We start from the raw sequence: 24,968 nt of genomic DNA on the forward strand, positions 1-24,968 counted from the left end.
CAGTGCCCTGGAGTATTCGATGACAGAAAAAAGGCCGTTCAGGCTTCCTTCCGCCAGATTGGTTGCAATTGCTGCCGTTGCCGGTGTCTTGTGCGGCGCGGGCGCGGTCTGGTTCAGGCATATTGGGTCTGAGAGCCCGGTTCAAGGGGCAGCGGTCGCTGACGCCGGTTTATGTGAGGGTGCCGCAAACCGCATTGCCTCGCTGAAACCGTTTCTGAAGGGGCAGGTGGCTGCCATGTCGGCCGCAGATAGACCACGTGTCGTCCCGTTATCTTTCAAGGGGCCGGACGCGCAGGATATGACGCTTACCGATCTCAAGGGCAAGGCGGTTCTGCTCAACCTCTGGGCCACATGGTGTGTGCCATGCCGGGAGGAAATGCCGGCATTGAATGCGCTTGAGAAAGAAGAGGGCGGCAATGATTTCGAGGTGGTCACCGTCAATATCGACATCGGCGCGGACGAGAAGCCGAAAGCCTTCATGGACGAATACAAGATTGATGCGCTGAAGCTTTATCGCGACAGTTCCATGGGCGTCTTCAACACGCTAAAAAAGGAAGGCCTCGCCTTCGGCCTGCCGGCAACCATGCTGCTTGACGAAAACGGCTGCCTGCTCGCGGCGATGAATGGTCCGGCCGCCTGGGACAGTGAGGATGCCAAGGCGCTGGTATCGGCGGTGAAGGCTAGATAATTTTTCCGGTCGTGCGGGAGGGGTCTTCCTCCCGCAGCTGATCCTTGCGCCTCAGCGTGTCGGAACCGGCGTCTCGCCGCGATAGTCGTAAAAACCACGGCCGGATTTGCGGCCGAGCCAGCCGGCCTCGACATATTTCACCAGCAGCGGGCAGGGGCGGTATTTGCTGTCGGCCAGGCCGTCATGCAGCACCTGCATGATCGACAAACAGGTGTCGAGACCGATGAAGTCGGCAAGCTGCAATGGTCCCATCGGGTGGTTGGCGCCGAGCTTCATGGCGGTGTCGATGGCTTCCACCGAACCGACGCCTTCATAAAGCGTATAGATCGCCTCGTTGATCATCGGCAGCAGGATGCGGTTGACGATGAAGGCCGGGAAATCCTCGGCAACCGTGATCGCCTTTTCCAGCGTCCGCACATAGTCCTTGGCCGCGTCGAAGGTCTTTTCGTTGGTGGCAATGCCGCGCACCAGTTCAACGAGCTTCATCACGGGTACCGGGTTCATGAAGTGAATGCCCATGAACTGTTCGGGACGGTCGGTTGCAGATGCGAGACGGGTGATCGAAAGCGATGAGGTATTCGTGGCGAGCAGCGCCTCCGGCTTCAGGACCGGGCAGACCTGCGCATAAATCTTGCGCTTGATCTCCTCGTTCTCGGTCGCAGCCTCGATGACGATATCCATCGGTGCGAGGTCGTTAATATCAGTCGATCCGCTGATGAGGGCCAGCGCCTGCTTGCGGGCGTCGTCGGAAAGCTTGCCGTTGGTGACCTGGCGGGCGAGGTTGCCGTTGATCGTGGCAAGGCCGGCTTCGATGCCATCCTTGGAGAGATCGTAGATATGAACCTTGTAACCCGCCAAGGCGGAAACATGCGCGATGCCGCACCCCATCTGACCGGCTCCGATGACACCGATATTCTTAAAGGGGGCGGTCATATGCTGTTCTCCTGTGGCTGGTCTGCGTCATTGTCGGCGATGTTACGCATATCGCCGGAAAAGAGAAGGCGGCGCGTTCAAAAAACGCGCCGCCTTGGTTGGCTGGTTAAAATCAAAGCGCCTTTTCGAGTTCGGGCAGCGCCTCGAACAGATCGGCGACGAGGCCGTAATCGGCAACCTGGAAGATCGGCGCCTCTTCGTCCTTGTTGATGGCGACGATGACTTTCGAGTCCTTCATGCCGGCCAGATGCTGGATGGCGCCCGAAATGCCGGCGGCGATGTAAAGCTGCGGTGCAACCACCTTGCCGGTCTGGCCCACCTGCCAGTCGTTCGGTGCATAACCGGCATCGACTGCGGCGCGGCTTGCACCGACGGCGGCCCCCAGCTTGTCGGCGACGGGAAGAATGACTTCCTTGAATTTCTCCGAGGAGCCAAGCGCGCGGCCGCCCGAGATGATGATCTTCGCGGATGTCAGTTCCGGACGGTCGGACGAAGCCAGAGCATCGGAAACGAAGCTGGAGAGGCCCGGGTTTTCGGCAGCGCCGATGGTTTCAACCGCTGCAGAACCGCCTTCAGCCGCCGCCGCAAAAGCGGTCGGACGCACGGTGATGACCTTTTTGGCGTCAGTCGCCTGCACCGTCTGGATGGCGTTGCCGGCATAGATCGGCCGCTTGAAGGTATCAGGCGAAACCACTTCGATGATTTCCGAAACCTGCGCCACATCGAGAAGCGCCGCCACGCGCGGCAGCACGTTCTTGGCAGATGCGGTGGCAGGTGCGACGATGACGTCATAGGAAGGTGCAAGCGAGATGATCAGCGCCGCCAGCGGCTCGGCGAGCGCATTGGCATAGGAGGCGTCGTCGGCAAGGAGCACCTTGGAAACGCCGGATAGCTTCGCCGCTGCATCCGCAGCGCCCTTCGCGCCGGAGCCGGCGACCAGCACGTGGACGTCGCCGCCGATCTGCGTTGCCGCCGTCAGCGTCTTTGCCGTCAGGTCGGAAAGGGTTGCGTTGTCGTGTTCTGCCAGAAGAAGAATGGCCATAAGAATATCTCCCTTTTCCGAAACCTTAGAGGACGCCGTCAGCTTTGAGCTTTTCGACCAGCTCGGCCACCGAGCCGACCTTGATGCCGGCCTTGCGGCCTGCCGGCTCCTCGGTCTTCAGCACCTTGAGGCGCGGCGAAACGTCGACGCCGAAATCGGCCGGCGCCTTTTTGTCGAGCGGCTTCTTCTTGGCCTTCATGATGTTCGGCAGCGAAGCATAACGCGGCTCGTTCAGGCGCAGATCGGTGGTGACCACGGCGGGAAGCTTCAGCTCCACCGTCTGCAGGCCGCCATCGACTTCACGCGTTACCGCGACCTTGCCGTCGGACGGCTCGACCTTCGAGGCGAAGGTGCCCTGGCCCCAGCCGAGAAGGGCTGCCAGCATCTGGCCGGTCTGGTTCGAATCGTCGTCGATCGCCTGCTTGCCGACGATAACGAGACCGGGCTGTTCAGCCTCTGCCACGCCCTTCAGAAGCTTGGCGACGGCAAGCGGCTCGACCGTTTCGTCGGTCTCGATCAGGATGGCGCGGTCCGCACCCATGGCGAGCGCCGTGCGCAGCGTTTCTTCCGCCTTGGCCGGGCCGATGGACACGACCACAACCTCTTCCGCCTTGCCGGCTTCCTTCAGACGAAGCGCCTCTTCCACCGAGATCTCGTCGAACGGGTTCATCGACATCTTCACATTGGCAAGCTCAACGCCAGAACCATCTGATTTCACGCGGATTTTCACGTTGTAATCGACGACTCGTTTAACGGGGACAAGGATTTTCATCGGCGGCTTTCCTCAAACTCCTGTCCGCTTGGTGAATAGACCGCGCGGACCTCCAAAAACAGGTTGGCGACATGGATAAGCATTTTTCTCGCAAATACAACGGAGCAATGTTCATTATCACATGCACGTAAGGCATATCTTACGTTGACGTTAACGTAAATACTTTATCTCTTCGTCACGGGCTTATCCGCCCCCGTCATAGCCCCGTTCGATTTGCGACAACCCTGCCGTTTGCGACGGATTCTTGAACTGCGCCGCCCTCGGCGGAACAAGGGTGCGGTCGAATAGCGGAACGCCCCGCCTGCGCATGAAAAGCACCATGACGGCGCCTGCCAATATGCCGCCCACATGCGCGCCCCAGGAGACGTTTTGTTCCAGCCCGAGCGCCAGCATCAGGAACTGCTGGCCAATCCACAGCGCCAGCGGAATGAAGGCGGGTAAGGGAAGCGGAATACGCATGAAGACCAGCACCCAGACCCGCACCTTTGGATGCAGCAGGAAATAAGCGGCGACGACGCCGGAAACCGCGCCCGACGCGCCGATCAACGGCCCTTCCGAGGTGGGGGCGACGAAGCCGTGCAGCAGCGCACCGGCGATGGCGCAGGCGAGATAAAAGATCAGGAATCGGAAATGGCCGAGCGCGTCCTCGACATTGTCACCGAATACCCAGAGGAACAGCATGTTGCCGGCCAGATGCCAGAAATCGAGGTGCAGGAACGCATAGGTGACAACGGTCAGGTCATCTGGCACCACCTGAAGGGCCGGCTCCAGATAGGCATAATCGAACACGACTGCTGGAATGAAGCCGAGGCCGAGGGCTGCGGCATTGGCCTGTGTGTCGCTGGCAAGCACGCCGGTAAACAGCCAGACCAGCACATTGACGACGATCAGACCAATCGTGACATATTGCAGCCGGATGTGTTTCAGGGAATTCGCGTCGTGCAGCGGTATGAACATCGAATGCCCTCTGGTTTCGCGATTGTCTTAGGTTTTTAGCGATTCTTGCCGGGAACCCATAATATGTCGGCCTTGCCCGTATCATTGGCGAAACGCGCGGCGACGAACAGGAAGTCGGACAGGCGGTTGGCGTATTTGATGGCCGCCGGGCTGACGATCTCGTTCTCAGTGACTGAAAGGGCCACCATCAGCCTTTCCGCCCGGCGGCAGATCGTGCGCGCCATATGCAGACTGGCCGCAGCCGCGTTACCGCCCGGCAGCACGAAAGACGTCAGCGGTTCGAGCGTCGCGTTGAGTTCGTCGATTTCGTTTTCGAGCCGGGTAACCTGGCTTTCGACGATGCGCAGCGGCTCGTAGGACAGCGGCTCGCCGCTGTCAGGCGTGGCGAGATCGGCGCCGAGATCGAAGAGGTCGTTCTGGATGCGGAACAGCATGGCATCAAGCTTTTCCAGCCCGTTCGTGTGCAGCCGCACGATGCCTATGGCCGAATTGGTCTCGTCCACCGTGCCATAAGCCTCGACGCGCAGATCGTGCTTCAGGCGGCGCGGGCCGGAAACCAGCGCCGTCGTGCCCTTGTCACCAGTGCGGGTGTAGATCTTGTTCAGTTTCACCATGTCAGCGGCCGCCGCCGGTGAGCCAGAGCGTCAGCATGATCAGCACGATGGCGATGGCCTGCAACAGCAGACGAAGCTGCATCAGCTTGTTGGACCGGTTGGCGTCCTGTCCCTTCAGCATGTTGAAAAGGCCACGTATAAGCACGATGACGACAAGGCCCATGACGATAAGGGCCAGAACACTGGTGAAGCCGGACATTTAGGGGTTACTCCTCCTCAATCGAATCTGCGCAGCAGACGATAGAACAGTCCGGCAGGCAAGAGCCGTTTCAGCAACAGCCCCTGTTTGGCTGGAACGGTGACGGGATAATGCGGTTTCGGCTTCGCGGCGGTCAGGGCGTGTTTCAGCACGGCAAAAACGGCCTCGGGGCCAAGCTTGTGGCGGTTGACGGGGCCTGAACCATCCATGCGCGCCAGCTGGCGTTTATATTCCACCGCATGGGCCGAATTTTCCAGATCGATCTTGTCCCTGACATGGGCAAGCGCCGTCGCGGTGAATTTCGAGGTGATCGGACCAGGCTCAATCAAGCTCACATGGATGCCGCTGCCCTGAAGCTCCATGCGCAGCGTCACGCCCAGCCCCTCGATCGCGAATTTCGAAGCGGTATAAGCGCCGCGATACCGATAGGGGACGAGGCCGAGAATGGAGGAGCAATGCACGATGCGGCCGGCGCCTCGGCTGCGCATGAAGGGAATGACCCGCCGTGTCAGATCGTGCCAGCCGAAGACATTGGTTTCGAACTGCGCTCGCAGCGCCTCCACCGGCAGATCTTCCACCGCACCCGGCTGGCCATAGGCGCCGTTATTGAACAGCGCGTCGATGCGGCCGCCGGTCCGGGCTGAAACGGTGTCTACCAGAGCAGCGATGGTTTCCGGCTTTGTGTAGTCCATGATCAGGGTTTCGATGCCCTGGTTTTCGAGGGCGGCCATATCGACGATGCGCCGCACCGTGGCGAAGACCCGCCAGCCGTCCCGGTGAAGCGCGCCGGCGCAATAAGCGCCGATGCCCGAGGAACATCCGGTGATGATGATGACGGGTTTTTCAGACATCTGCCGCTCCGGAAAGCCGAATGGTGTTCTGGCCTGATAGTCCGGCCCGTGAAAATTGAATTGCGCAAAATTCGTGCCCCGGCGGGAACCGAAAGACGGGTTGGCGCGCTGTACAAAGCGAAGCTGATTTCCCATATTCGCGACGAAGTTACAAATGAAATGCCGATGAATGGAGGTGACATGGTTGCCGCAGTGCGCCTGGCAGGCAAGGTTGCCTTTGATGCCTATTCCCATTTCGCCGAGGATGACGGCTGGGCGATGGCAAGCCATATGGCGCTGTCCATTCTTCTGGCGCTGTTTCCATTCCTGATCTTCGGCACGGCTCTGGCCGGTTTTCTGGGTGCCGACCAGTTTTCCGAAACGGCGGTGCATCTGATTTTCGACACCTGGCCGGAAGCGATTGCCGGGCCGCTTGCGGCGCAGGTGCAGCAGGTGCTCACCATTCCGCGCGGCGGGCTGCTGACGATTTCGGTGCTGGCCGCCGCCTATTTTGCGTCCAACGGCGTCGAGGCGTTGAGAATTTCGCTCAACCGCGCCTATCGCGTCACCGAGACGCGCTGGTGGTACATTACCCGCCTGCTCAGCCTGCTTTACGTGCTCATCGCGGTGGTGGTCTTTACCGGCATCAGCATCGTGCTCGTGGCCGTGCCGGTCGCCACCTCCTTTGCCGAAGAGCGGTTTCCGTGGCTGACGGATGTACTGAACACCATTTCCAACCTCGGCCTTTACGGCACCATCGTCGTGCTGACCGCGGGGCTGGTTGCGGCGCATCTGTGGCTTCCGGCCGGCAAGCGGCGCATCTGGGACGTCTGGCCCGGCATTCTGCTGACGATGATCTTCTGGGTCATCGGCGCGGCGATCTTTGCCTATTACCTCTCCACTTTCGCCAATTATGCCGCGACCTATGCCGGTCTCGCCTCTGTCATGGTGGTTCTGGTGTTTCTTTATATGGTCGGCGTCATCTTCATGCTCGGTGCGGAGATGAATGCGGCCCTGATGAAATACAAGGTGCGGCAGATCATCCGCCGCAATATTGGCGGCAACGGCGCTCGCCGTGAGCGGGCGCTAGAGGAGGCCGACAAGCCGGCGGATATCTGAGGGTGTCTCCCCTTCTGCACGAAGAGCGGCAAGCCCGGTGCTGCCTTCGCTTTTCGAAAGCTTGCGCCCGTCCGCGCCCAAGATTAGCCGGTGATGGTGATAGGCGGGTTGCGGCAGGTCCAGCAAATGCTGCAAAAGCCGGTGAATGGCGGTTGCGTGGAACAGGTCCATGCCGCGCACCACATGGGTGATGCCCTGCAGCGCATCATCAACCACAACGGACAGATGATAGCTCGAAGGCGCGTCGGAACGAGACAGCACCACATCACCCCACAGTGCGGGTCGGGCCTCGATCTCCCCCCTCTCGCAATCGCCGCTCTCCTGCCAGAACAGGGGGCTGCCGGCGGCGCGGATCGCCTTTTCCATATCGAGCCGCCAGGCATGCTGCCGACCGGAGGCGAGGAGTTTTGTCCGTTCCGCCTCGGGCATTTCGCGGTCCACCGATGGGTAGAGCGGCGCGCCATCCGGATCGCGCGGCCAGAGCCCGCCATCGGCCTCGAAGGCTTTGACGATCGCTTTGGTTTCTCCACGGCTCAGAAAGGCAGGATAGGCAAGGCCCGCGTCGATCAGCCTGTCCAGCGCCACCCGATACGCATCGAAATGGTCCGATTGACGTCGGACAGGATTTTCCCAGGCGAGCCCCAGCCAGCCGAGATCATCATAGATCGCCTGCTCCAGCTCCGGCGTGCAGCGCGTCTGGTCGATATCCTCGATACGCAGGAGGAAGCGGCCGCCATTGTCCTGCGCCATATCATGGTTCAGGAAGGCGGAAAGCGCATGGCCGAGATGCAGCGGGCCGTTGGGACTTGGCGCAAATCGGTAAACCGGTTTTTGACGGAGAGGCGAAGGCATGGTTTCTTCTGCCATGTTTTAAAGCACCCCGCCAGCCGGCTGCGGGCGGGGCGGATACGGAATGCGAAGATGAAAATCATTACCAGAATGGATGATATCAACGAAGGGCTGGAGCATCTGGCCCGCCTCGATCCTGCGCTCAGCCTCGTCATCGAAAAAGCCGGCCCGCTGGAACTGCGCATCCATGAACCCGGTTTTGCCGGCCTTGCCCATATCATCGTCTCGCAGATGGTGTCGCGCGCCAGCGCCAATGCCATCTGGGCGCGAATTCTTGCCGGCACCGACGGTGTGGTCACGGCGGAAAATTATCTGGCCGCACCGGAGGAGCTACGCGCCACATTCGGCCTTTCCCGTGCCAAGGCAATGACGCTGGAAGGGCTGGCGCTTGCCGTCACGGAAGGGCAGATCGATCTGGACGGCGTGGTGCGCAAGGAGGCGGGAACTGCCCTCTCCGAACTGGTCGCGCTTCGTGGCATCGGCCCGTGGACGGCGGAAGTCTATCTGATGTTCTGCGGCGGGCATCCGGATATCTTTCCGGTGGGGGATGTGGCGCTGAGATCGGCGGTGGCGCATGCGCTTGATCTGGAAGTGAGGCCGGAAGCGAAATGGCTGGCGGAACGGGCGACACTCTGGTCGCCGTGGCGCTCCGTCGCCGCCCGGCTTTTCTGGGGTTATTATGCCAACATCATGCGCCGCGCCATGGTGCCGCTGCCCTGAGCGGCTCTGAAGGCTAAAAATCTGCGATGCTATAGGGCAATGCTCCACGCGAAAGATGATCGAATTGCAGTTTGCGTTTCAGCGGCGGTACGGCGCGCTGCACACAATCCACCCTTTCACAGACCCGGCAGGAAATGCCGATTGGTTTGAAGGAGGCTGAATTGCCGAGATCGAGCGTATCGGCATAAACGAAATTCTGCGCATGGGAAATTTCGCAGCCAAGCGCGATAGCGTAACGCGGCCTCTCGGTATTAAAACCGGCGCCGGCCTTTTCGATCTGGGTGGCGATGGAAAGATAGCGCACGCCATCAGGTGTTTCTGCCAGCTGCCGCACGATCCTGTCGGAGCTTTCGAAAGCCTGATGGATGTTCCACAGCGGACAGGCCGCGCCGAAACGGGCAAATTGCAGCCGTGTGGCGCTGTGGCGTTTGGTGATGTTGCCGGCGCGGTCGATCTTGGCAAAAAAGATCGGCACGCCTTTCATGCCCGGCCGCTGCAAGGTGCTCAGCCGGTGGGCCACCTGCTCAAGGCTCGCGCCGAAACGAACGGCCAGAAGCTCGAGATCGTGGCGCAGCTCCTGCGCCGCCCGGTGAAATTGCCCATAGGGCAGGATGAGGGCTGCGGCGAAATAATTGTGCAGCCCGATACGACAGATTTCTGCGGCTTCCGCATTGCGGAAACCGGCGCCGGCCAGCACCCTGTCCACCGTTGGGCCGGCGTGAAGCTGGGCGATCTGTAGTGCAAGCTGAAAGCAGCGGGTCGGCGCGGCCATATAGGAGCTGAGGGCGAGGGTTTTGCTGGCAGGATCGAAATGCCGGATCAGGCCGCCCGCCGCCTCGGTTCTCGTGATCTGGATGCCGTAACAGTTGCGCAGATGCGCTGCCAGAATGCCATAGGTCTCGCCGCCTTCTATCTCCAGTTCCTGCGCCAGTTCCTCGGCCAGAAGGTCGATCTCGGCGACGTAATTGTCGACAAAGTGGAAGAAGTCACGCACCTCCTCATAGGGGGTTCTTTCCACCTGCGCGGTGCCGCGGCCGAGCCGGTCGTCGAGCTGCACCAGCTGTTCGCTGTTCTGTCGGTAAGCCTGATGGGCGCGCAGCAGGGCATGGGCAAAACCCGGCGCGTTCTGGGCAATCAGCTTCAATTCCTGTAGCCCCGGCTCGTAATTCAGGAATAGCGGGTCTTTCAGCGCCTCGCGCACGGCGGAAACCAGCCGGTCGTTTTCTCCGGTCGCCAGTTCCGCCATGTCCAGCTGGAATTTTTCCACCAGCGTCACCAGAACGCTGGCGGAAACCGGGCGTTGATTGTTCTCGATCTGGTTCAGGTAACTTGCGGAGATACCCAGCCGTTCGGCAAATTGCGCCTGCGTGGCGCGGGCGTTTTCGCGAAGGCCGCGAACCTTGCGGCCGATGAAGAGTTTTTCCGTCGCCATGTTGCAACTTTGCAAAATTTAATATTGCAAATATTTATGGCACGCATACGCACACGATCAAGGCTTCTGGACGACTATTTTCTGGGCTATGGATCGTAATGACAACGCATGGAGGAAACATGCCCGGCATTCTGGAGCAGTTGGAAACGCGGCGCGCCGAGGCGCGGCTCGGCGGTGGCGTCAAGCGCATCGAGGCGCAGCATGGCAAGGGCAAGCTGACGGCGCGCGAACGCATCGACGTGCTCTTGGATGAAGGTTCCTTCGAAGAATACGATATGTATGTCACCCATCGGGCGGTGGATTTCGGCATGGCGGAGCAGAAGGTGGCGGGCGACGGCGTCGTTACCGGCTGGGGCACCATTAATGGCCGGCAGGTCTACGTGTTCTCCCAGGATTTCACCGTGCTTGGCGGTTCGCTCTCGGAAACCCACGCCCAGAAAATCTGCAAGATCATGGATATGGCGGTGCGCAACGGCGCGCCGGTGATCGGTCTCAACGATTCAGGCGGCGCGCGTATTCAGGAAGGCGTGGCCTCGCTCGGCGGTTATGCCGATGTGTTCAAACGCAACGTCATCGCCTCCGGCGTCGTGCCGCAAATCTCCGTTATCATGGGGCCCTGTGCGGGCGGTGCCGTCTATTCGCCTGCCATGACGGATTTCATCTTCATGGTGCGCGACACCTCTTACATGTTCGTGACCGGGCCGGATGTGGTGAAGACCGTCACCAACGAGATCGTTACGGCGGAAGAGCTGGGTGGAGCCTCCACCCACACCAAAAAATCCTCCGTCGCCGACGGCGCTTATGAAAACGACATCGAAACGCTGGAACATGTGCGGCTGCTGTTCGATTTCCTGCCGCTCAACAACCGCGAAAAACCGCCGGTCCGGCCTTTCCATGATGATCCCGCACGGCTGGAAGCGCGTCTGGATACGCTGATCCCCGATAGTTCCAACAAGCCCTATGACATGAAGGAACTGATCCACGCGCTGGCCGACGAGGGTGATTTCTTCGAGTTGCAGGAAGCCTTTGCCCGCAACATCATCACCGGCTTCATCCGTCTCGAAGGCCAGACGGTGGGGGTTGTCGCTAACCAGCCGATGGTGCTGGCCGGCTGCCTCGATATAGACAGTTCGCGCAAGGCGGCGCGTTTCGTGCGCTTCTGCGATGCCTTCAATATTCCGCTGTTGACGCTGGTGGATGTGCCGGGCTTCCTGCCGGGAACGGCACAGGAATATGGCGGCGTTATCAAGCACGGCGCGAAACTTCTCTTCGCCTATTCGGAGGCGACGGTGCCGATGGTGACGTTGATTACCCGCAAGGCCTATGGCGGCGCTTATGACGTGATGGCCTCGAAACACATCGGTGCGGATGTGAATTACGCCTGGCCGACGGCGGAAATCGCCGTGATGGGCGCGAAGGGTGCTGCGGAAATTCTCTATCGTTCCGAGCTTTCCGATCCGGAAAAGATCGCCGCGCGTACGAAGGAATATGAGGAGCGTTTTGCCAACCCCTTCGTGGCGGCGGAACGCGGTTTCATCGATGAGGTGATCATGCCGCATTCGTCACGCCGCCGCATCGCCCGTGCGTTTGCCTCGCTGCGCAACAAGAACGTCGAAACCCGCTGGAAGAAACACGATACCATTCCGCTCTGATCCGCCGCGGGGCTGGAAAAATGCTTCGGCCACCTTACTATAATGATGTTCAGGCGCCCGGACCTTCGGATGCCCTCCCGAAACGCACAAGGACAGAGTTTTATGGCCGAAAATTCCTCTGCAGATAATTTCCCCGCCGGATATGAAGTGCCCAAGGTCTGGACCTGGGACAAGGGCAATGGCGGCCAGTTCGCCAATATCAATCGCCCGATTGCCGGTCCCACCCATGAAAAGGAACTGCCGGTCGGCAAGCACCCGCTGCAGCTTTATTCGCTGGCGACGCCGAATGGCCAGAAGGTTTCCATCATGCTGGAAGAATTGCTGGCCGCTGGCCACAAGGGCGCAGACTATGATGCCTGGCTGATCAAGATCGGCGAAGGTGACCAGTTCGGTTCCGGTTTTGTCGGCGTCAATCCGAATTCCAAGATCCCGGCGCTGATGGATCATTCGACGCCTGAGCCGACGCGCGTTTTCGAAAGCGGTTCGATCCTCGTTTATCTCGCGGAAAAATTCGGCGCGTTTCTGCCTAAAGAGGGCAATGCCCGCACGCAGGCGCTGAACTGGCTGTTCTGGCAGATGGGCTCCGCCCCCTTCCTCGGCGGCGGTTTTGGGCATTTTTATGCCTATGCGCCGGTGAAGATCAAATACGCGATCGACCGTTACGCCATGGAAGTCAAACGTCAGCTGGACGTGCTGGACCGGCACCTCGCCGAAAACCGTTATCTGGCCGGTGACGAATACACGATTGCCGACATGGCCGTCTGGCCGTGGTATGGCAAGATCGCGCTCGGGCAGGCCTATGGCGATGCCGGTGCTTTCCTTGAAGCCGATGGCTATAAGAACGTCATGCGCTGGACGCTTGAAATCGGCGAACGGCCGGCGGTAAAACGCGGCGTGATCGTCAACAAGACCTCGGGCGATCCGTCCGAACAATTGCATGAACGCCACGATGCCTCCGACTTCGACACGAAGACGCAGGATAAGATCGGCAAGGCATAACGAGAGACTGGAGCGCTTCTGGTTTGTTGGACCGTGGAAGCGCTCTCATTATTTGAATTTGCGCATTGTCAGGACATAAAGCGAACCCGCTTTTACTGAAAATGCTTCTGGAAGGAAAAGACATGGCGAACCTGCCCGAAATGACCAAACACAAGGGGTTTCCCTCCGGCATGCCAAGCACGGGCGTCCAGTTCACCATCCGTCGCGCCAATCCAAAAGGGGTGACGCCCATCAAGATGATACCCCGCAGGGCGCGCGACGACTCCAAGGAACACCGCATCGACGCCGCCTTCCTGCACTCGCTCTGGCACCATTTCGGTCCGGAACCGTTCGAACGGGGCAATCTCGACGCTGCCCGCCTCAACCTGCTGTTCGGCCGCGAAGTTCTTCCGGCGGAAAAGAATTTTGATCCGCTGTCCTATCAGGCGATGCTTGTCATCGACGAGCGTGTCGCCCGGCAGAATTTCCCCGAATCGTTTGAGAATTTCTTCGAGATTTGAGGATGCTGTCATCCGTCAACGGGGAATGAAATTCGATGTCGACAGCGACCAGCAAGTTCCTGAGTTATGTTCTGCGCCATGCGCCTGAAAGTATTGGCCTCGCCCTGGATCATCAGGGTTGGGCGGATGTCGCAGATCTCTTGGCAAAAGCGAATGCGAGTGGCACGCCGCTCGATGAGGCAGGCTTGCTTGCGGTCGTCGCAGAAAGCGACAAGAAGCGCTTTACGCTATCGGAAGACGGTCGCCGCATCCGGGCGGCGCAGGGGCATTCCGTGAAGGTCGATCTTGGCCAGCCGCCGGTCGAGCCGCCGACGCAATTGTTTCACGGTACGGCGACGCGTTTTCTCGATTCCATCCTGCAGCAAGGCCTGCGCCCTGGGGAAAGACAACAGGTTCATCTTTCCGCTGACCGGACGACCGCGCTGACCGTCGGACAACGGCATGGAAAGCCTGTGGTCCTGGTTGTCGATGCCGCTCAGATGTTTGCGGATGGTTGCCGTTTCTACCTGGCCGATAATGGCGTTTGGCTCACGGATGCCGTGCCTTTTTCCTATCTGACCGTGCCTGCGGATTCCTCAGCGGAAAGCGACAGGTGACGGGGTGAAATTTGATAATGGAGGAGGGAGGCGAAATGGGTGTCGGTATATTTCAGATCGATATGGATTGGCTGCAACGCTGGCTGCGGCAGGGGTTTCGCCTTGGCTCCGGTAAGGCATCCGGTAACCGCAACCTGAAACCCAGACTGACGCCGGAGGCCGCACGGCTCGATCATCGGCAGATGCTGCGTTTCATGGCGCTCAATGCGGCAGTTGGCGTGCTGATCGGCGTCTGCGTCGGTGCAGCGCTGATCTTTCTCGACATTGGCGGTTTGGGTGCGCGCATCGGCCGTGCGGCAAATCCTGCCGTGCCCGTATTGCTGGTCGTCGTGCCCATCGCGTCCCTGTTCGGCGCGGCGGCCGCTGCCTCGGCGATCTTGCTGATGCCCTATGAAAAGAAATTCCGCGACGATGATGACGATGCGAGGGGAGAATAACCGCATGATCAAGAAAATCCTCATCGCCAATCGCGGCGAGATCGCCTGCCGGGTGATCAAGACGGCGAAGAAAATGGGCATCGCCACCGTCGCGGTCTATTCTGATGCGGATGCCAATGCGCTGCATGTGAGACAAGCGGATGAAGCCGTGCATATCGGCCCTTCCCCTTCGTCGCAGTCTTATATTGTCATCGACAAAATCCTTGAGGCTATCGCAAAGACCGGGGCGGATGCGGTACATCCGGGTTACGGGTTCCTGTCGGAAAATGCCGCCTTTGCCGAGGCGCTAGAGAAGGCGGGCGTCATTTTCATCGGCCCGCCCGTCGGCGCCATCAAGGCGATGGGCGACAAGATTACCTCGAAGAAACTCGCGGCGGAAGCGGGTGTTTCCACTGTCCCCGGCCATATGGGGCTGATCGGTGATGCCGAAGAGGCGGTGAAGATTGCATCGCAGATCGGTTATCCCGTGATGATCAAGGCCTCTGCCGGCGGTGGCGGCAAGGGCATGCGTATCGCCTTTAACGACGCCGAGGCGCGGGAGGGTTTCCAGTCCTCGAAAAACGAGGCGAAGTCCTCCTTTGGCGACGACCGCATCTTCATCGAGAAATTTGTCACCCAGCCGCGCCATATCGAGATACAGGTGCTGGGCGATCGGCACGGTAACATTCTTTATCTCGGTGAGCGCGAATGCTCGATCCAGCGCCGCAACCAGAAAGTCATCGAGGAAGCGCCATCGCCGTTTCTGGATGAGGCGACCCGGCAAGCGATGGGGCAAGAGGCCGTGGCGCTGGCAAGGGCCGTCGGCTACCATTCGGCCGGAACGGTGGAATTCATCGTCGATGGCAACCGTAATTTCTATTTTCTGGAAATGAACACCCGCCTGCAGGTGGAGCATCCGGTCACGGAACTCATCACCGGCATTGATCTGGTCGAACAGATGATCCGTGTCGCTGCCGGGGAAAAGCTTTCGTTCGGGCAGGCGGATGTGAAGCTGAACGGCTGGGCGATCGAAAGCCGGCTTTATGCCGAAGACCCCTATCGCAACTTCCTGCCCTCCATCGGCCGCTTGACGCGCTATCGCCCGCCGCAGGAGGGCGAGCAGGAAAACGGCACCGTCATCCGCAACGATACCGGCGTTTTTGAAGGCGGCGAGATATCGATGTATTACGATCCGATGATCGCCAAGCTGTGCAGCTGGGGTGAGGACCGCGAAACGGCAATCGACACCATGGGAGAGGCGCTGGACCGTTTCGAGGTGGAGGGTATCGGCCACAACCTGCCGTTCCTGTCGGCCGTCATGCAGCATGAGCGTTTTCGCGCCGGACGCCTGACGACGGGCTTTATCGCGGAAGAATTTCCGGAAGGCTTTTTCGGCGTCGAGCCGGATGAGGCCTCAGCGCGCAAGCTTTCCGCCATCGCCACCGTCATCCACCAACGGCTTCAGAGCCGCGCGGTGGAGATTTCCGGCACCATCGGCAATCACCGCCGCATCGTTGGCCACGAATGGGTCGTTTCGCTCGGTAAGTCCCATCGAAGCGTCAGCGTGGAAACCGGCACGGATGGCACGGCGATCCGTTTTGATGACGGCGCGGCGCTGAGTGTCGATACCGGCTGGCTTCCCGGCCAGAGCCTCGGCCTGTTCACGGTGGCGGGCGAGGTGATCGCCGCCAAGGTTGATCTTGCCGGTGCCGCGATCCGCCTTCGCTGGCGGGGCATGGATGTTGTCGCCCGCGTGCGCAGCCCACGCGTGGCGGAACTGGCGCTGCTGATGCCGGAAAAACTGCCGCCGGATACCTCGAAACTGCTGCTCTGCCCCATGCCGGGCGTCATCACCGGCATCTCGGTCGGTGAGGGTGATGAGGTGGAAGCCGGTCAGGCGCTGGCGACGGTGGAGGCCATGAAGATGGAAAACATCCTGCGCGCGGAAAAACGCGGCCGCGTCGCGAAAGTTTCGGCTAAGCCGGGCGACAGCCTTGCTGTTGACGAGGTGATCCTCGAATTCGAGTGATGGCTGTTACCATTTCTCCGGAACGGATGCGGGCCGGAGCGGTTTACGGGGTCGGCAGGTTTGGCCCGGCAGGGGCATGGCTGGATTTCGGTCACGATTGCCCGCCACAATGTTAAGATGAAATGCAGAAGGGGAGAGATGCATGTCGGGTGAAAAAACGGTGCGGGATTGGCTGCAGCTTGCCGAAAAGGAGCTGAAGCGGTCACCGGAAACACTCGTCTGGCATACGCCTGAAGGCATAGAGGTCAAGCCGCTCTATACGGCCGACGATCTGCAAAACACGTCCCATCTCGAAAGCCTGCCGGGCTTTGCGCCCTTCACCCGCGGCCCGCGCGCCACCATGTATGCCGGGCGGCCCTGGACCATTCGCCAATATGCCGGGTTCTCCACGGCGGAGGCCTCGAACGCTTTTTACCGCAAGGCGCTTGCCGCCGGCCAGCAGGGCGTTTCCGTCGCCTTCGATCTCGCAACCCATCGTGGTTACGATAGCGACCATCCGCGGGTAGAAGGCGATGTCGGCAAGGCCGGCGTGGCGATCGATAGCGTCGAGGACATGAAAATCCTGTTTGATGGCATTCCGCTTGAAAAAGTCTCGGTATCGATGACCATGAATGGCGCGGTCATTCCCGTGCTTGCCAATTTCATCGTCGCTGGCGAGGAACAGGGCGTTTCGCGCGAAAAACTTTCCGGCACCATCCAGAACGATATCCTCAAGGAGTTCATGGTCCGCAATACCTATATCTATCCGCCCGAACCTTCGATGCGCATCATCGCCGACATCATCGAATATACCGCAAAAGAGATGCCTAAATTCAACTCCATCTCGATTTCCGGCTATCACATGCAGGAGGCGGGCGCGACGCTGGTGCAGGAGCTTGCCTTCACGCTGGCGGATGGCAGGGAATATGTGCGGGCCGCCCTTGCGAAAGGGCTGAATGTCGATGATTTCGCCGGCCGCCTGTCGTTCTTTTTCGCCATCGGCATGAATTTCTTCATGGAAGCGGCAAAGCTGCGCGCCGCCCGTTTCCTCTGGTCGCGCATTATGGACGAGTTCAAGCCGCAAAAGGCCTCTTCGCTGATGCTGCGCACCCATTGCCAGACATCCGGCGTCTCGCTGCAGGAACAGGATCCCTATAACAACATCGTCCGCACCGCCTTTGAGGCCATGTCCGCCGTGCTTGGTGGTACGCAGTCGCTGCACACCAATTCCTTCGATGAGGCTATTGCCCTGCCGACGGAATTTTCCGCCCGCATCGCCCGTAATACCCAGCTTATCCTCCAGCACGAAACCGGCGTCACCAAGGTCGTCGATCCGCTGGCCGGTTCTTATTATGTCGAGAGCCTGACGGACGAACTGGCGCAAAAGGCCTGGGCGCTGATCGGGGAAGTCGAGGCGCTTGGCGGCATGACCAAGGCCGTAACGGAGGGGCTGCCGAAGCGGTTGATCGAGGAGGCCGCGACACGCCGACAGGCAGCGGTCGACAAAGGGGAAGAGGTCATCGTCGGGGTCAACCGTTACCGGCTGGAGACCGAAGAGGATATTGATGTCCTCGACATCGACAACGCCGCCGTGCGCGCCGCGCAAATCCGCCGGCTTGAGGACACCAAACGCCGCCGGGATGGTGGAGATGTTTCCAAAGCGCTGGCCGCACTCTCCGAAGTCGCCCGCAGCGGCAAGGGCAATATTCTCGAAGCAGCAGTCGCCGCCGCCCGCGCCCGTGCCACGGTTGGCGAGATTTCCGATGCGCTGCGCCTGGCCTTCGGCGATCACGCCGCCGTGCCGGAGGTGGTGAGCGATATTTACGGTGAGGCCTATAAGGACGAGCCCGAGCTGGCCACACTCGCCGCCCGGTTGTCAGGTGTTGCGGAAAGGATCGGCACCAAACCGCGCATCATGGTCGCCAAGCTCGGGCAGGACGGGCATGATCGTGGCGCCAAGGTCATCGCCTCCGCCTTCGGTGATATCGGTTTCGATGTGCTGGCTGGTCCCCTGTTCCAGACGCCGGCCGAAGCGGCCGATCTTGCTGTTCAGAACAAGGTGCATGTGGTCGGCATGTCGTCGCTGGCCGCGGGCCACAAGACCCTTGCGCCGCAGCTGGTCGAGGCGCTGAAACAGAAGGGTGCGGGCGATATCGTCGTTGTCGTGGGCGGCGTCATTCCGCGTCAGGATTACCAGTTTCTGCTCGACCACGGGGTTTCGGCAATCTTCGGGCCCGGCACCAATGTCATGGATGCCGCCAACAAGGTCCTAGATCTGCTGGAAGGCATCAGGCGGAACGCGTAAGGGAAGGACGGCCATGTTTGGAAGACTAAATCATGTCGCCATCGCGGTGCCCGATCTCGATGCCGCCGTGGCCCGTTACAGGGCGTTGGGCGCAGATGTCTCGGAACCGCAATCGCTACCCGAACACGGCGTGACGGTGGTGTTCATTCAGGCTGACAATACCAAGATCGAACTTCTTTATCCTCTCGGGGAAAATTCGCCGATTGCCGCTTTTCTCGACAGAAACCCGGGTGGCGGCACCCATCATCTCTGCTTCGAAGTGCCTGATATTCTCGTGGCCCGCGACGATCTCGTCAAAAAAGGCGTCCGAATTCTGGGCGATGGCGAGCCGAAGATCGGCGCGCATGGCAATCCCGTTCTCTTCCTGCACCCTAAAGACATGGGCGGCGTGCTCTATGAGCTTGAGCAGGTTTCTCAGACATATGGCTGAAACATAAATCTCCTAGAGCATTTCCAGAAAAAGTGCCCCCCGATTTTCCGTCAGGAAATGCGGCAAACAAGGAGTGAGAGCGTTTTCGCGATTCGCAGAAAAGCGAAAGTGCTCCGGGAGACTGACGTTGTGAAGCGCTGCTCATGGCGGAGATATTGCTTGCCTTTGCAATGTTCGTTTGTTTTCTTTTGACATTCGTTTTGTTTTCGTTTTTATATAATTGTCTTTCCATAAGGGGTTCCTCCCCTGCATTGTCGCGGAGGCTTCATGTCCGGCGAAAACATTTTCGATCTTTTTGTCATCGGTGGCGGCATCAATGGCTGCGGCATTGCCCGCGATGCGGTGGGCAGGGGTTACTCCGTGGCGCTGGCGGAAAAGGGCGATTTTGCCTCCGGCACGTCCTCCGCCGCCACCAAACTCATTCACGGCGGCCTGCGTTACCTCGAACATTACGAGTTTCGTCTGGTGCGTGAAGCCCTGATGGAGCGGGAAATCCTTTGGGCCATGGCCCCGCATGTCATCTGGCCGATGCGCTTCGTTCTGCCCATCCAGAAGGGCGGCGTACGCCCGGCCTGGATGGTCCGGCTCGGCCTGTTTCTTTATGACAATCTCGGCGGCCGCAAGCTGCTGCCGGCGACCCGCACGCTCGATCTTCGCAAGGACCCGGCGGGCAAGCCGCTGAAACCGGCTTTCGCCAAGGCTTTCGAATATTCCGATGGGTGGGTGGATGACGCCCGTTTTGTGGTACTCAATGCGCGCGATGCCGCGAATCGCGGCGCGACGATCATGAACCGCACGCGGGTCGTCTCCGCGCGGCGTGAAGGCGGCCTCTGGCTCATCGAAACGATGGATGAAAAAACCGGACGAGCGGCCACGCACAAGGCGCGTATGCTGGTGAATGCCGCCGGTCCCTGGGTGGACAAGGTGCTGTCCGGCGTCTTCGGCCGCAAGGATGTTCATAATGTCCGGCTCGTACAGGGCAGCCACATCATCGTGCGCAGGAAGTTTTCCGATCCGCGCGCCTATTTCTTCCAGAACCCTGATAACCGCATCATCTTCGCAATTCCCTATGAGCGGGATTTCACGCTGATCGGCACAACGGACCGCGATTACAAGGGCGATCCGGCGAAGGTGCGCATCTCGGAGGAAGAGATTTCCTATCTCTGCAATGCCGCCAGCGACTATTTCAACGAAGCGGTAAAGCCGGAAGACATCATCTGGACCTATTCCGGTGTGCGGCCGCTTTTTGATGACGGTGCTTCGAAAGCGCAGGAAGCCACCCGCGACTACGTGCTGAAGTTGGAGGGAGGGGACGGCGAAGCGCCGCTTCTCAACATTTTCGGCGGCAAGCTGACCACCTATCGGCGGCTGGCGGAACATGCGCTGGAAAAGATCGGTGCGGCGATCGGCGATAAGGGTAAACCATGGACGGCGGGCTCTCACCTGCCGGGCGGTGATTTCGGCGCTGAGAGATACGAGGCGCAGGTGCGGGCGCTTATCTCACGCTATCCCTTCCTTGACGGACGCCATGCCGAGCGGCTCATCAGAAACTACGGCACCAAGGCGGCGGAACTGCTGGGCGCCACCACCGATGTGCCTGGCCTCGGCCGGCATTTCGGCGGCACGCTTTATGAATGCGAGGTGCGCTGGCTGGTTGAGCACGAATGGGCCTGCGCGGCAGAGGACATTCTCTGGCGGCGCACGAAACAGGGCTTGCGTCTGAGCAAGGATGAGGCCGCCGCTCTGGATCAATTCGTGGCGATGCTGACAGGCAGCAGGGAAAAAACCGAAGCCGTGGCGGAGCGGGCCTGAGCATCAGCATCAGCAATACGAACTCCGGAGCAGGTTGAACGGTCTCTATCGAGCGTTCATCGCTCCTTCGTGCTTTTTTTCAAGTCGGCCAACTCCTTGCTTTCTTTCTTCAGCGGCCGCCCGACAGGACAGACATCTTGAACAAAGCTGTTGAGAGTATTCACCAGCTTATTGGGTGTCAGCGAGTAGCGGATGAATTGGCCCTCCCGTTTGCCCGATATCAAACCGGCGGTTTCCAGCACATTCAAATGTTGCGAGATGGAGGGTTTCGACATGTCGAAGCGTGCGGCGATTTCGCCGGCCGTAAGATCTGTGTGGGTAAGATAGGCCAGGATTTTACGGCGCGGGGCCGACGCCAGCGCCTCAAAAACAAGCTGCATGGGTGGAGTCGTTACCTGCTCGGCCAACCTTTCGGAATCGTTTTCCTGCTCCATCACATGCCAAACCTTCCTCGATGATTCATAAATATCAGCACTCAAGTTAATTAGCTAATTGCCTAATTATATAAGTCTGCTAAAAAGGTAATTAGCTCATAGACTAAATAAATATCATCCGCTGGGTGATGGTGCAAGATTGCGCGCGGGTCAGGCAAGAAAAGGGCGGGGCGGATGGCGACGATTTCCACAGGACGTATGATCTCGCAACCGCTGAGTGATGCAACGGAAGGGCGCGTATGCTGGATGCCGGCGAAGTCGGTGTGGACGGGCGCGATGATGGCGGTCGCGGTTATCTTCGGGCCGCTGACATTTTCTTGGGGTGGCTTCACTCTGTTCGTTATCATGACCGCCATCACCATTTGCGCCGGACATTCGGTGGGAATGCACAGGCTACTGATCCACCGCTCGTTCCGCACCGGCAAGTCGGTCGAGCGTGTATTGGTCTATCTGGGGACGCTGGTCGGCATGGCCGGACCTTTTGGCATGATCTACGCACATGACATACGCGATTGGGCGCAGCGGCAAATAACATGCCATGACCTGTTCGCTCACCGGCGGTCCTTCTTCGTCGACGCCTGGTGGCAGATGCACTGCGCAGTCATACTCAAGCACCCGCCGATGTTCCTTATTGAGCCGGAGGTTGCAAACGATCGTTTCTACCGTTTCCTGGAGCGTAGCTGGATGGCGCAGCAACTCCCCTGGATACTATTGTTCTATTTTCTCGGTGGCTGGAGTTGGGTGGTTTGGGGCATTGCAGTACGCATTTCGGTTTCGTTGACCGGACATTGGCTTGTCGGTCACTATGCGCATCGTGGAGGCCAACAGGTGTGGGCAGTCGATAATGTCGCTGTGCAGGGCTACAATATTCCGACAGCAGCAGTGCTCACTTTCGGCGAATCCTTTCATGGTAACCATCACGCTTTTCCGGAATCGGCACGGCTCGGCCTGGAGCCGGGACAGATTGATCTTGGCTGGAATTTCATCCAGTTGCTCATACGGCTCGATATTGCCACTGCGGTTAAATTGCCGGAAAATACTGCGCATCGCGAAGGCCTGCGTCGGCTTTAGTGAGCGGCCAATAGCTGCGTCTCGTTACGGGCGAGCGTTTAGCACCTGTCAAATCGCGGAATTTCTCACCGGTCTCTCCGGGCCATCGGCGCTCAATATATAGTCGTCGGCAGCGGAAAGCGCGTGTTCCATATGCCCTTCGAACACCAGTTCCGGTTCGTCGGGCGCGATGCTGATTTTGGGCATGCCGCCGAAACGTACCGCCTGCGATTGCGCAAGGCCATCATGCAGGCCGTTTTCCAGAAGATCGAAATAACGGGTGCCGGGTCCTGTCACAAAAACCGGCATATGGCCATGCAGGCTGAACAGGCGTGAAAGACCGTTGCCCAGTGCCAGCCCGGCGGTGCGGAAGGCAAAGCGCGCCATGCGTGCGCCGGCGCGGGCGGAAGCGGCGATCTTGTCTACTTCGGCAATCGGCACGAATTTGGCCGGTTCGGCCTGGGGCGGGGCTTCGAAAGCCGAGCGTAGGATGGCGTAGAACCCGGAATAGGCTTCGATACAGCCTTTGGTGCCGCAGCGGCACAGGGCACCATCGGCCAGATGCAGCATATGGCCAAAATTGGGGGCGCTGACCTCGATTGTACCGCCTGCGGAGCGGGCGATGCCGAGGCCGATGCTGTGGCCGAGCGACAGGGTGACGAGCGCTTCCGGCGCCGGGTCGTCTTTCGTCTGCTCGCGCATCCTGATGGCCTTGGCGGCGAGCAGGGTTTCGTTGTTCAGTGTCACGCGATTGCGGCCGTCAGCGGAAAGCAATTGCCGGAAATCGATCCTTTCATTGCCGAGTACCGGTGACCAGACGAGCGTTGCCGCTGCCGCATCCACCAGCCCCTTGCTGCTGATCGATACCTGAAGAATATTGTGGCGATCGATGCGCGAGCGGTCCGCAAGCCGTGCGAGGCCGGCGAGTATTGCCCCGCCGAATGTGCCTTTTTCGGCAGCTAACCTCTGTTCGGTGAAGCGATCCACCAGCTTGCCGGCATAATCAACCAGCGAATATTGCACGCTGTCGGAAGAAATGATGACGATGGCGACGTGGCAGAATGCGCCGCGCGGCGCAAAGAGAATGCGCGGCCGCCCGCGACCGGTGGCGGCGAGCTGTTCCTTGCGCAGAATGAGGCCGGCGCGCTCAAGTTCCATGGTGATGGCGGAGACGGTGGCCGAGGCGAGCCCGGTGAAGGAAGACATGTCGGTGTGGGAAAGGCTGCCGTGCAGGCGCAGGGCCGCCATAACCGACAGGCTGTTTTTCTGGCGCACCAGTTCCGTACTTGCAATGGCGGACATGGGCTGGGGCCTGCTCCCTGAACGGCTTTTTCCTGTGGTGTTGACCCCCGTCTGATGGCGCATGCCAGAGCGAAGATCAAGGCACCCGGATGCTGCCCGCAGCCGTTGTTGACAGCATTGGGAATCTCTGACATTAATTTTCTCGACTGTCGAGAAAATTGTGAAATCACAGAGACCGTCAGCTTTTTTCCGGGCGTTTTCCCTGCATGGAGGTGTGGGGCTTCGCCCTTACCGGGAGGACATCATGAATTCGTTTGCCAAGCTTTTGGCGGGTACGGCCGTACTCGTTTCCCTGCATACCGCCGCCATCGCGGCTGATCTCGTCGTTGGCGTTTCCTGGTCGAATTTCCAGGAAGAGCGCTGGAAGACGGATGAGGCGGCCATCAAGGCAGCACTCGACAAGGCCGGCGCGAAATACATTTCCGCCGATGCGCAGTCTTCTGCCGCAAAGCAGCTGACCGATGTGGAGTCGCTGATTTCGCAGGGCGCCAATGCGCTGATCATTCTGGCGCAGGATAGCGACGCGATTGGCCCGGCGGTGGAGAAGGCCGTTGCCGAAGGCATTCCGGTTGTTGGTTATGACCGCCTGATCGAAAATCAGAACGCCTTCTACATCACCTTCGACAACAAGGAAGTCGGCCGTCTTCAGGCAGCCGAAGTGTTCAAGGTCAAGCCGGAAGGTAACTACGTCTTCATCAAGGGCTCGTCTTCCGACCCGAATGCGGACTTCCTGTTCGCCGGCCAGCAGGAAGTGCTGAAGGCCGCCATCGACGGCGGCAAGATCAAGAATGTCGGCGAAGCCTATACCGATGGCTGGAAGCCGGAAAATGCCCAGAAGAACATGGAACAGTTCCTGACCAAGAATAACAATAAGGTTGATGCGGTCGTCGCCTCGAATGACGGCACGGCCGGTGGCGCTATTGCCGCTCTCGCTGCGCAGGGCATGGCCGGTTCGGTTCCCGTTTCCGGTCAGGATGCCGACTTCGCGGCACTTAACCGCGTCGCGCTGGGCACGCAGACGGTATCGGTCTGGAAAGATAGCCGCGAACTCGGCAAGGAAGCAGCCGGCATCGCGCTGGAACTGGCCGGCGGCAAGAAGATGACGGAAATCAAGGGTGTCACCAGCTTTGATGGCGGTCCGAAAAAGGTAGCGATGCAGTCGGTCTTCCTCAAGCCGATCGCGATCACCAAGGACAATCTGAACGTCGTCATCGATGCCGGCTGGATCAAGAAGGAAACGGCCTGCCAGGGTGTGAAGGCCGGAACCGTGAAGGCCTGCGACTAAGACCCAAGGGTCCAGCTTTGGGCG

25 protein-coding genes are annotated in these 24,968 nt (G+C 59.7%); 14 read left to right on the plus strand and 11 right to left on the minus strand.

All coding sequences use genetic code 11. From position 1 onward, the window contains the following. Positions 1-19: 19 nt before the first annotated feature. Complete coding sequence (tlpA, locus tag AKG12_RS15840) at positions 20-688, plus strand: thiol:disulfide interchange protein TlpA (RefSeq protein ID WP_052819555.1); 669 nt, start codon at positions 20-22, stop codon at positions 686-688. A 51-nt stretch (positions 689-739) separates the two neighbouring features. Here tlpA and AKG12_RS15845 read toward each other — a convergent pair whose 3' ends face one another. From AKG12_RS15845 to AKG12_RS15875, 7 genes are all read right to left on the minus strand, one after another. Next, positions 740-1,621 (minus strand): 3-hydroxybutyryl-CoA dehydrogenase, encoded by an 882-nt coding sequence (locus tag AKG12_RS15845; RefSeq protein ID WP_052819558.1) that lies wholly within the window; start codon positions 1,619-1,621, stop codon positions 740-742. Between the two features lie 112 nt (positions 1,622-1,733). Continuing rightward, positions 1,734-2,663, minus strand: a complete 930-nt coding sequence (locus tag AKG12_RS15850; RefSeq protein WP_052819560.1) for an electron transfer flavoprotein subunit alpha/FixB family protein — start codon at positions 2,661-2,663, stop codon at positions 1,734-1,736. Positions 2,664-2,688: 25 nt separating this feature from the next. Next, complete coding sequence (locus AKG12_RS15855) at positions 2,689-3,435, minus strand: electron transfer flavoprotein subunit beta/FixA family protein (protein WP_035222604.1); 747 nt, start codon at positions 3,433-3,435, stop codon at positions 2,689-2,691. Positions 3,436-3,618: 183 nt separating this feature from the next. Next, positions 3,619-4,392: a rhomboid family intramembrane serine protease gene (locus AKG12_RS15860; RefSeq protein ID WP_052819562.1), complete on the minus strand. Its 774-nt coding sequence runs from the start codon at positions 4,390-4,392 to the stop codon at positions 3,619-3,621. A gap of 35 nt (positions 4,393-4,427) precedes the next feature. After that, complete coding sequence (locus AKG12_RS15865; protein ID WP_052819564.1) at positions 4,428-5,006, minus strand: cob(I)yrinic acid a,c-diamide adenosyltransferase; 579 nt, start codon at positions 5,004-5,006, stop codon at positions 4,428-4,430. Between the two features lies 1 nt (position 5,007). Further along, entirely contained in the window at positions 5,008-5,205 is a 198-nt protein-coding gene (locus AKG12_RS15870) for a twin transmembrane helix small protein (RefSeq protein ID WP_046799819.1), read from the minus strand. A 17-nt stretch (positions 5,206-5,222) separates the two neighbouring features. After that, on the minus strand, positions 5,223-6,056 hold the full coding sequence (locus AKG12_RS15875) for an SDR family oxidoreductase (RefSeq protein WP_046799818.1): 834 nt from the start codon (positions 6,054-6,056) through the stop codon (positions 5,223-5,225). 180 nt (positions 6,057-6,236) lie between these two features. On the opposite strand from AKG12_RS15875, the gene AKG12_RS15880 reads away from it, so the two are divergent. Further along, positions 6,237-7,154, plus strand: coding sequence for a YihY/virulence factor BrkB family protein (locus AKG12_RS15880; protein WP_046800023.1), 918 nt, complete (start codon positions 6,237-6,239; stop codon positions 7,152-7,154). Here the strand turns inward: AKG12_RS15880 and gluQRS are convergent. Continuing rightward, positions 7,122-8,021 (minus strand): tRNA glutamyl-Q(34) synthetase GluQRS, encoded by a 900-nt coding sequence (gene gluQRS, locus AKG12_RS15885; RefSeq protein ID WP_046799817.1) that lies wholly within the window; start codon positions 8,019-8,021, stop codon positions 7,122-7,124. The genes AKG12_RS15880 and gluQRS overlap by 33 nt on opposite strands. 54 nt (positions 8,022-8,075) lie before the next feature. Between gluQRS and AKG12_RS15890 the strand changes: the two genes are divergently transcribed. Further along, positions 8,076-8,723, plus strand: a complete 648-nt coding sequence (locus AKG12_RS15890) for a DNA-3-methyladenine glycosylase family protein (RefSeq protein WP_046799816.1) — start codon at positions 8,076-8,078, stop codon at positions 8,721-8,723. Between the two features lie 13 nt (positions 8,724-8,736). Here the strand turns inward: AKG12_RS15890 and AKG12_RS15895 are convergent, their stop codons facing one another. Beyond that, the gene (locus AKG12_RS15895) at positions 8,737-10,155 is read right to left on the minus strand and encodes a helix-turn-helix domain-containing protein (protein ID WP_046799815.1); all 1,419 of its coding nucleotides are present in this window, start codon (positions 10,153-10,155) and stop codon (positions 8,737-8,739) included. Between the two features lie 119 nt (positions 10,156-10,274). Between AKG12_RS15895 and AKG12_RS15900 the strand changes: the two genes are divergently transcribed. From AKG12_RS15900 to AKG12_RS15940, 9 genes are all read left to right on the plus strand, one after another. After that, entirely contained in the window at positions 10,275-11,807 is a 1,533-nt protein-coding gene (locus AKG12_RS15900) for an acyl-CoA carboxylase subunit beta (protein ID WP_052819566.1), read from the plus strand. A gap of 102 nt (positions 11,808-11,909) precedes the next feature. Next, on the plus strand, positions 11,910-12,806 hold the full coding sequence (gene yghU, locus AKG12_RS15905; RefSeq protein ID WP_046799813.1) for a glutathione-dependent disulfide-bond oxidoreductase: 897 nt from the start codon (positions 11,910-11,912) through the stop codon (positions 12,804-12,806). Positions 12,807-12,928: 122 nt separating this feature from the next. Continuing rightward, the gene (locus tag AKG12_RS15910) at positions 12,929-13,306 is read left to right on the plus strand and encodes a hypothetical protein (RefSeq protein WP_046799812.1); all 378 of its coding nucleotides are present in this window, start codon (positions 12,929-12,931) and stop codon (positions 13,304-13,306) included. A 35-nt stretch (positions 13,307-13,341) separates the two neighbouring features. After that, positions 13,342-13,902 (plus strand): RNA 2'-phosphotransferase, encoded by a 561-nt coding sequence (locus AKG12_RS15915; RefSeq protein WP_052819569.1) that lies wholly within the window; start codon positions 13,342-13,344, stop codon positions 13,900-13,902. 35 nt (positions 13,903-13,937) lie between these two features. Continuing rightward, positions 13,938-14,339, plus strand: a complete 402-nt coding sequence (locus AKG12_RS15920) for a hypothetical protein (RefSeq protein ID WP_197283327.1) — start codon at positions 13,938-13,940, stop codon at positions 14,337-14,339. Positions 14,340-14,343: 4 nt separating this feature from the next. Further along, complete coding sequence (locus AKG12_RS15925) at positions 14,344-16,347, plus strand: acetyl-CoA carboxylase biotin carboxylase subunit (RefSeq protein ID WP_052819571.1); 2,004 nt, start codon at positions 14,344-14,346, stop codon at positions 16,345-16,347. A 142-nt stretch (positions 16,348-16,489) separates the two neighbouring features. Further along, complete coding sequence (scpA, locus tag AKG12_RS15930; protein ID WP_052819573.1) at positions 16,490-18,631, plus strand: methylmalonyl-CoA mutase; 2,142 nt, start codon at positions 16,490-16,492, stop codon at positions 18,629-18,631. Between the two features lie 13 nt (positions 18,632-18,644). Then, the gene (mce, locus tag AKG12_RS15935; RefSeq protein WP_052819576.1) at positions 18,645-19,061 is read left to right on the plus strand and encodes a methylmalonyl-CoA epimerase; all 417 of its coding nucleotides are present in this window, start codon (positions 18,645-18,647) and stop codon (positions 19,059-19,061) included. Positions 19,062-19,328: 267 nt separating this feature from the next. Next, the gene (locus AKG12_RS15940) at positions 19,329-20,873 is read left to right on the plus strand and encodes a glycerol-3-phosphate dehydrogenase (RefSeq protein ID WP_052819578.1); all 1,545 of its coding nucleotides are present in this window, start codon (positions 19,329-19,331) and stop codon (positions 20,871-20,873) included. A 56-nt stretch (positions 20,874-20,929) separates the two neighbouring features. Here AKG12_RS15940 and AKG12_RS15945 read toward each other — a convergent pair whose 3' ends face one another. Further along, positions 20,930-21,307: a metalloregulator ArsR/SmtB family transcription factor gene (locus tag AKG12_RS15945; RefSeq protein WP_052819581.1), complete on the minus strand. Its 378-nt coding sequence runs from the start codon at positions 21,305-21,307 to the stop codon at positions 20,930-20,932. A 174-nt stretch (positions 21,308-21,481) separates the two neighbouring features. Between AKG12_RS15945 and AKG12_RS15950 the strand changes: the two genes are divergently transcribed. Next, a complete protein-coding gene (locus AKG12_RS15950) occupies positions 21,482-22,378 on the plus strand; it encodes an acyl-CoA desaturase (RefSeq protein WP_052819583.1) in 897 nt (298 codons plus the stop codon). 48 nt (positions 22,379-22,426) lie between these two features. Here the strand turns inward: AKG12_RS15950 and AKG12_RS15955 are convergent, their stop codons facing one another. Next, entirely contained in the window at positions 22,427-23,659 is a 1,233-nt protein-coding gene (locus AKG12_RS15955; protein WP_052819585.1) for an ROK family transcriptional regulator, read from the minus strand. A 244-nt stretch (positions 23,660-23,903) separates the two neighbouring features. Between AKG12_RS15955 and xylF the strand changes: the two genes are divergently transcribed. Next, positions 23,904-24,944 carry a D-xylose ABC transporter substrate-binding protein gene (xylF, locus tag AKG12_RS15960; RefSeq protein ID WP_046799806.1) on the plus strand — a complete coding sequence of 347 codons (1,041 nt, stop codon included), beginning with the start codon at positions 23,904-23,906 and terminating at the stop codon, positions 24,942-24,944. Positions 24,945-24,968 lie beyond the last annotated feature (24 nt).

This window comes from Agrobacterium sp. SUL3, from assembly GCF_001263295.1.
Lineage (GTDB): Bacteria > Pseudomonadota > Alphaproteobacteria > Rhizobiales > Rhizobiaceae > Agrobacterium > Agrobacterium tomkonis.

Bases quoted from the DNA above. Each gene is read 5' to 3' on its own strand.
- tlpA (WP_052819555.1), top strand. From the start codon at position 20: ATGACAGAAAAAAGGCCGTTCAGGCTTCCTTCCGCCAGATTGGTTGCA.
- AKG12_RS15845 (WP_052819558.1), bottom strand. From the start codon at position 1,621: ATGACCGCCCCCTTTAAGAATATCGGTGTCATCGGAGCCGGTCAGATG.
- AKG12_RS15850 (WP_052819560.1), bottom strand. From the start codon at position 2,663: ATGGCCATTCTTCTTCTGGCAGAACACGACAACGCAACCCTTTCCGAC.
- AKG12_RS15855 (WP_035222604.1), bottom strand. From the start codon at position 3,435: ATGAAAATCCTTGTCCCCGTTAAACGAGTCGTCGATTACAACGTGAAA.
- AKG12_RS15860 (WP_052819562.1), bottom strand. From the start codon at position 4,392: ATGTTCATACCGCTGCACGACGCGAATTCCCTGAAACACATCCGGCTG.
- AKG12_RS15865 (WP_052819564.1), bottom strand. From the start codon at position 5,006: ATGGTGAAACTGAACAAGATCTACACCCGCACTGGTGACAAGGGCACG.
- AKG12_RS15870 (WP_046799819.1), bottom strand. From the start codon at position 5,205: ATGTCCGGCTTCACCAGTGTTCTGGCCCTTATCGTCATGGGCCTTGTC.
- AKG12_RS15875 (WP_046799818.1), bottom strand. From the start codon at position 6,056: ATGTCTGAAAAACCCGTCATCATCATCACCGGATGTTCCTCGGGCATC.
- AKG12_RS15880 (WP_046800023.1), top strand. From the start codon at position 6,237: ATGGTTGCCGCAGTGCGCCTGGCAGGCAAGGTTGCCTTTGATGCCTAT.
- gluQRS (WP_046799817.1), bottom strand. From the start codon at position 8,021: ATGGCAGAAGAAACCATGCCTTCGCCTCTCCGTCAAAAACCGGTTTAC.
- AKG12_RS15890 (WP_046799816.1), top strand. From the start codon at position 8,076: ATGAAAATCATTACCAGAATGGATGATATCAACGAAGGGCTGGAGCAT.
- AKG12_RS15895 (WP_046799815.1), bottom strand. From the start codon at position 10,155: ATGGCGACGGAAAAACTCTTCATCGGCCGCAAGGTTCGCGGCCTTCGC.
- AKG12_RS15900 (WP_052819566.1), top strand. From the start codon at position 10,275: ATGCCCGGCATTCTGGAGCAGTTGGAAACGCGGCGCGCCGAGGCGCGG.
- yghU (WP_046799813.1), top strand. From the start codon at position 11,910: ATGGCCGAAAATTCCTCTGCAGATAATTTCCCCGCCGGATATGAAGTG.
- AKG12_RS15910 (WP_046799812.1), top strand. From the start codon at position 12,929: ATGGCGAACCTGCCCGAAATGACCAAACACAAGGGGTTTCCCTCCGGC.
- AKG12_RS15915 (WP_052819569.1), top strand. From the start codon at position 13,342: ATGTCGACAGCGACCAGCAAGTTCCTGAGTTATGTTCTGCGCCATGCG.
- AKG12_RS15920 (WP_197283327.1), top strand. From the start codon at position 13,938: ATGGGTGTCGGTATATTTCAGATCGATATGGATTGGCTGCAACGCTGG.
- AKG12_RS15925 (WP_052819571.1), top strand. From the start codon at position 14,344: ATGATCAAGAAAATCCTCATCGCCAATCGCGGCGAGATCGCCTGCCGG.
- scpA (WP_052819573.1), top strand. From the start codon at position 16,490: ATGTCGGGTGAAAAAACGGTGCGGGATTGGCTGCAGCTTGCCGAAAAG.
- mce (WP_052819576.1), top strand. From the start codon at position 18,645: ATGTTTGGAAGACTAAATCATGTCGCCATCGCGGTGCCCGATCTCGAT.
- AKG12_RS15940 (WP_052819578.1), top strand. From the start codon at position 19,329: ATGTCCGGCGAAAACATTTTCGATCTTTTTGTCATCGGTGGCGGCATC.
- AKG12_RS15945 (WP_052819581.1), bottom strand. From the start codon at position 21,307: ATGGAGCAGGAAAACGATTCCGAAAGGTTGGCCGAGCAGGTAACGACT.
- AKG12_RS15950 (WP_052819583.1), top strand. From the start codon at position 21,482: ATGGCGACGATTTCCACAGGACGTATGATCTCGCAACCGCTGAGTGAT.
- AKG12_RS15955 (WP_052819585.1), bottom strand. From the start codon at position 23,659: ATGTCCGCCATTGCAAGTACGGAACTGGTGCGCCAGAAAAACAGCCTG.
- xylF (WP_046799806.1), top strand. From the start codon at position 23,904: ATGAATTCGTTTGCCAAGCTTTTGGCGGGTACGGCCGTACTCGTTTCC.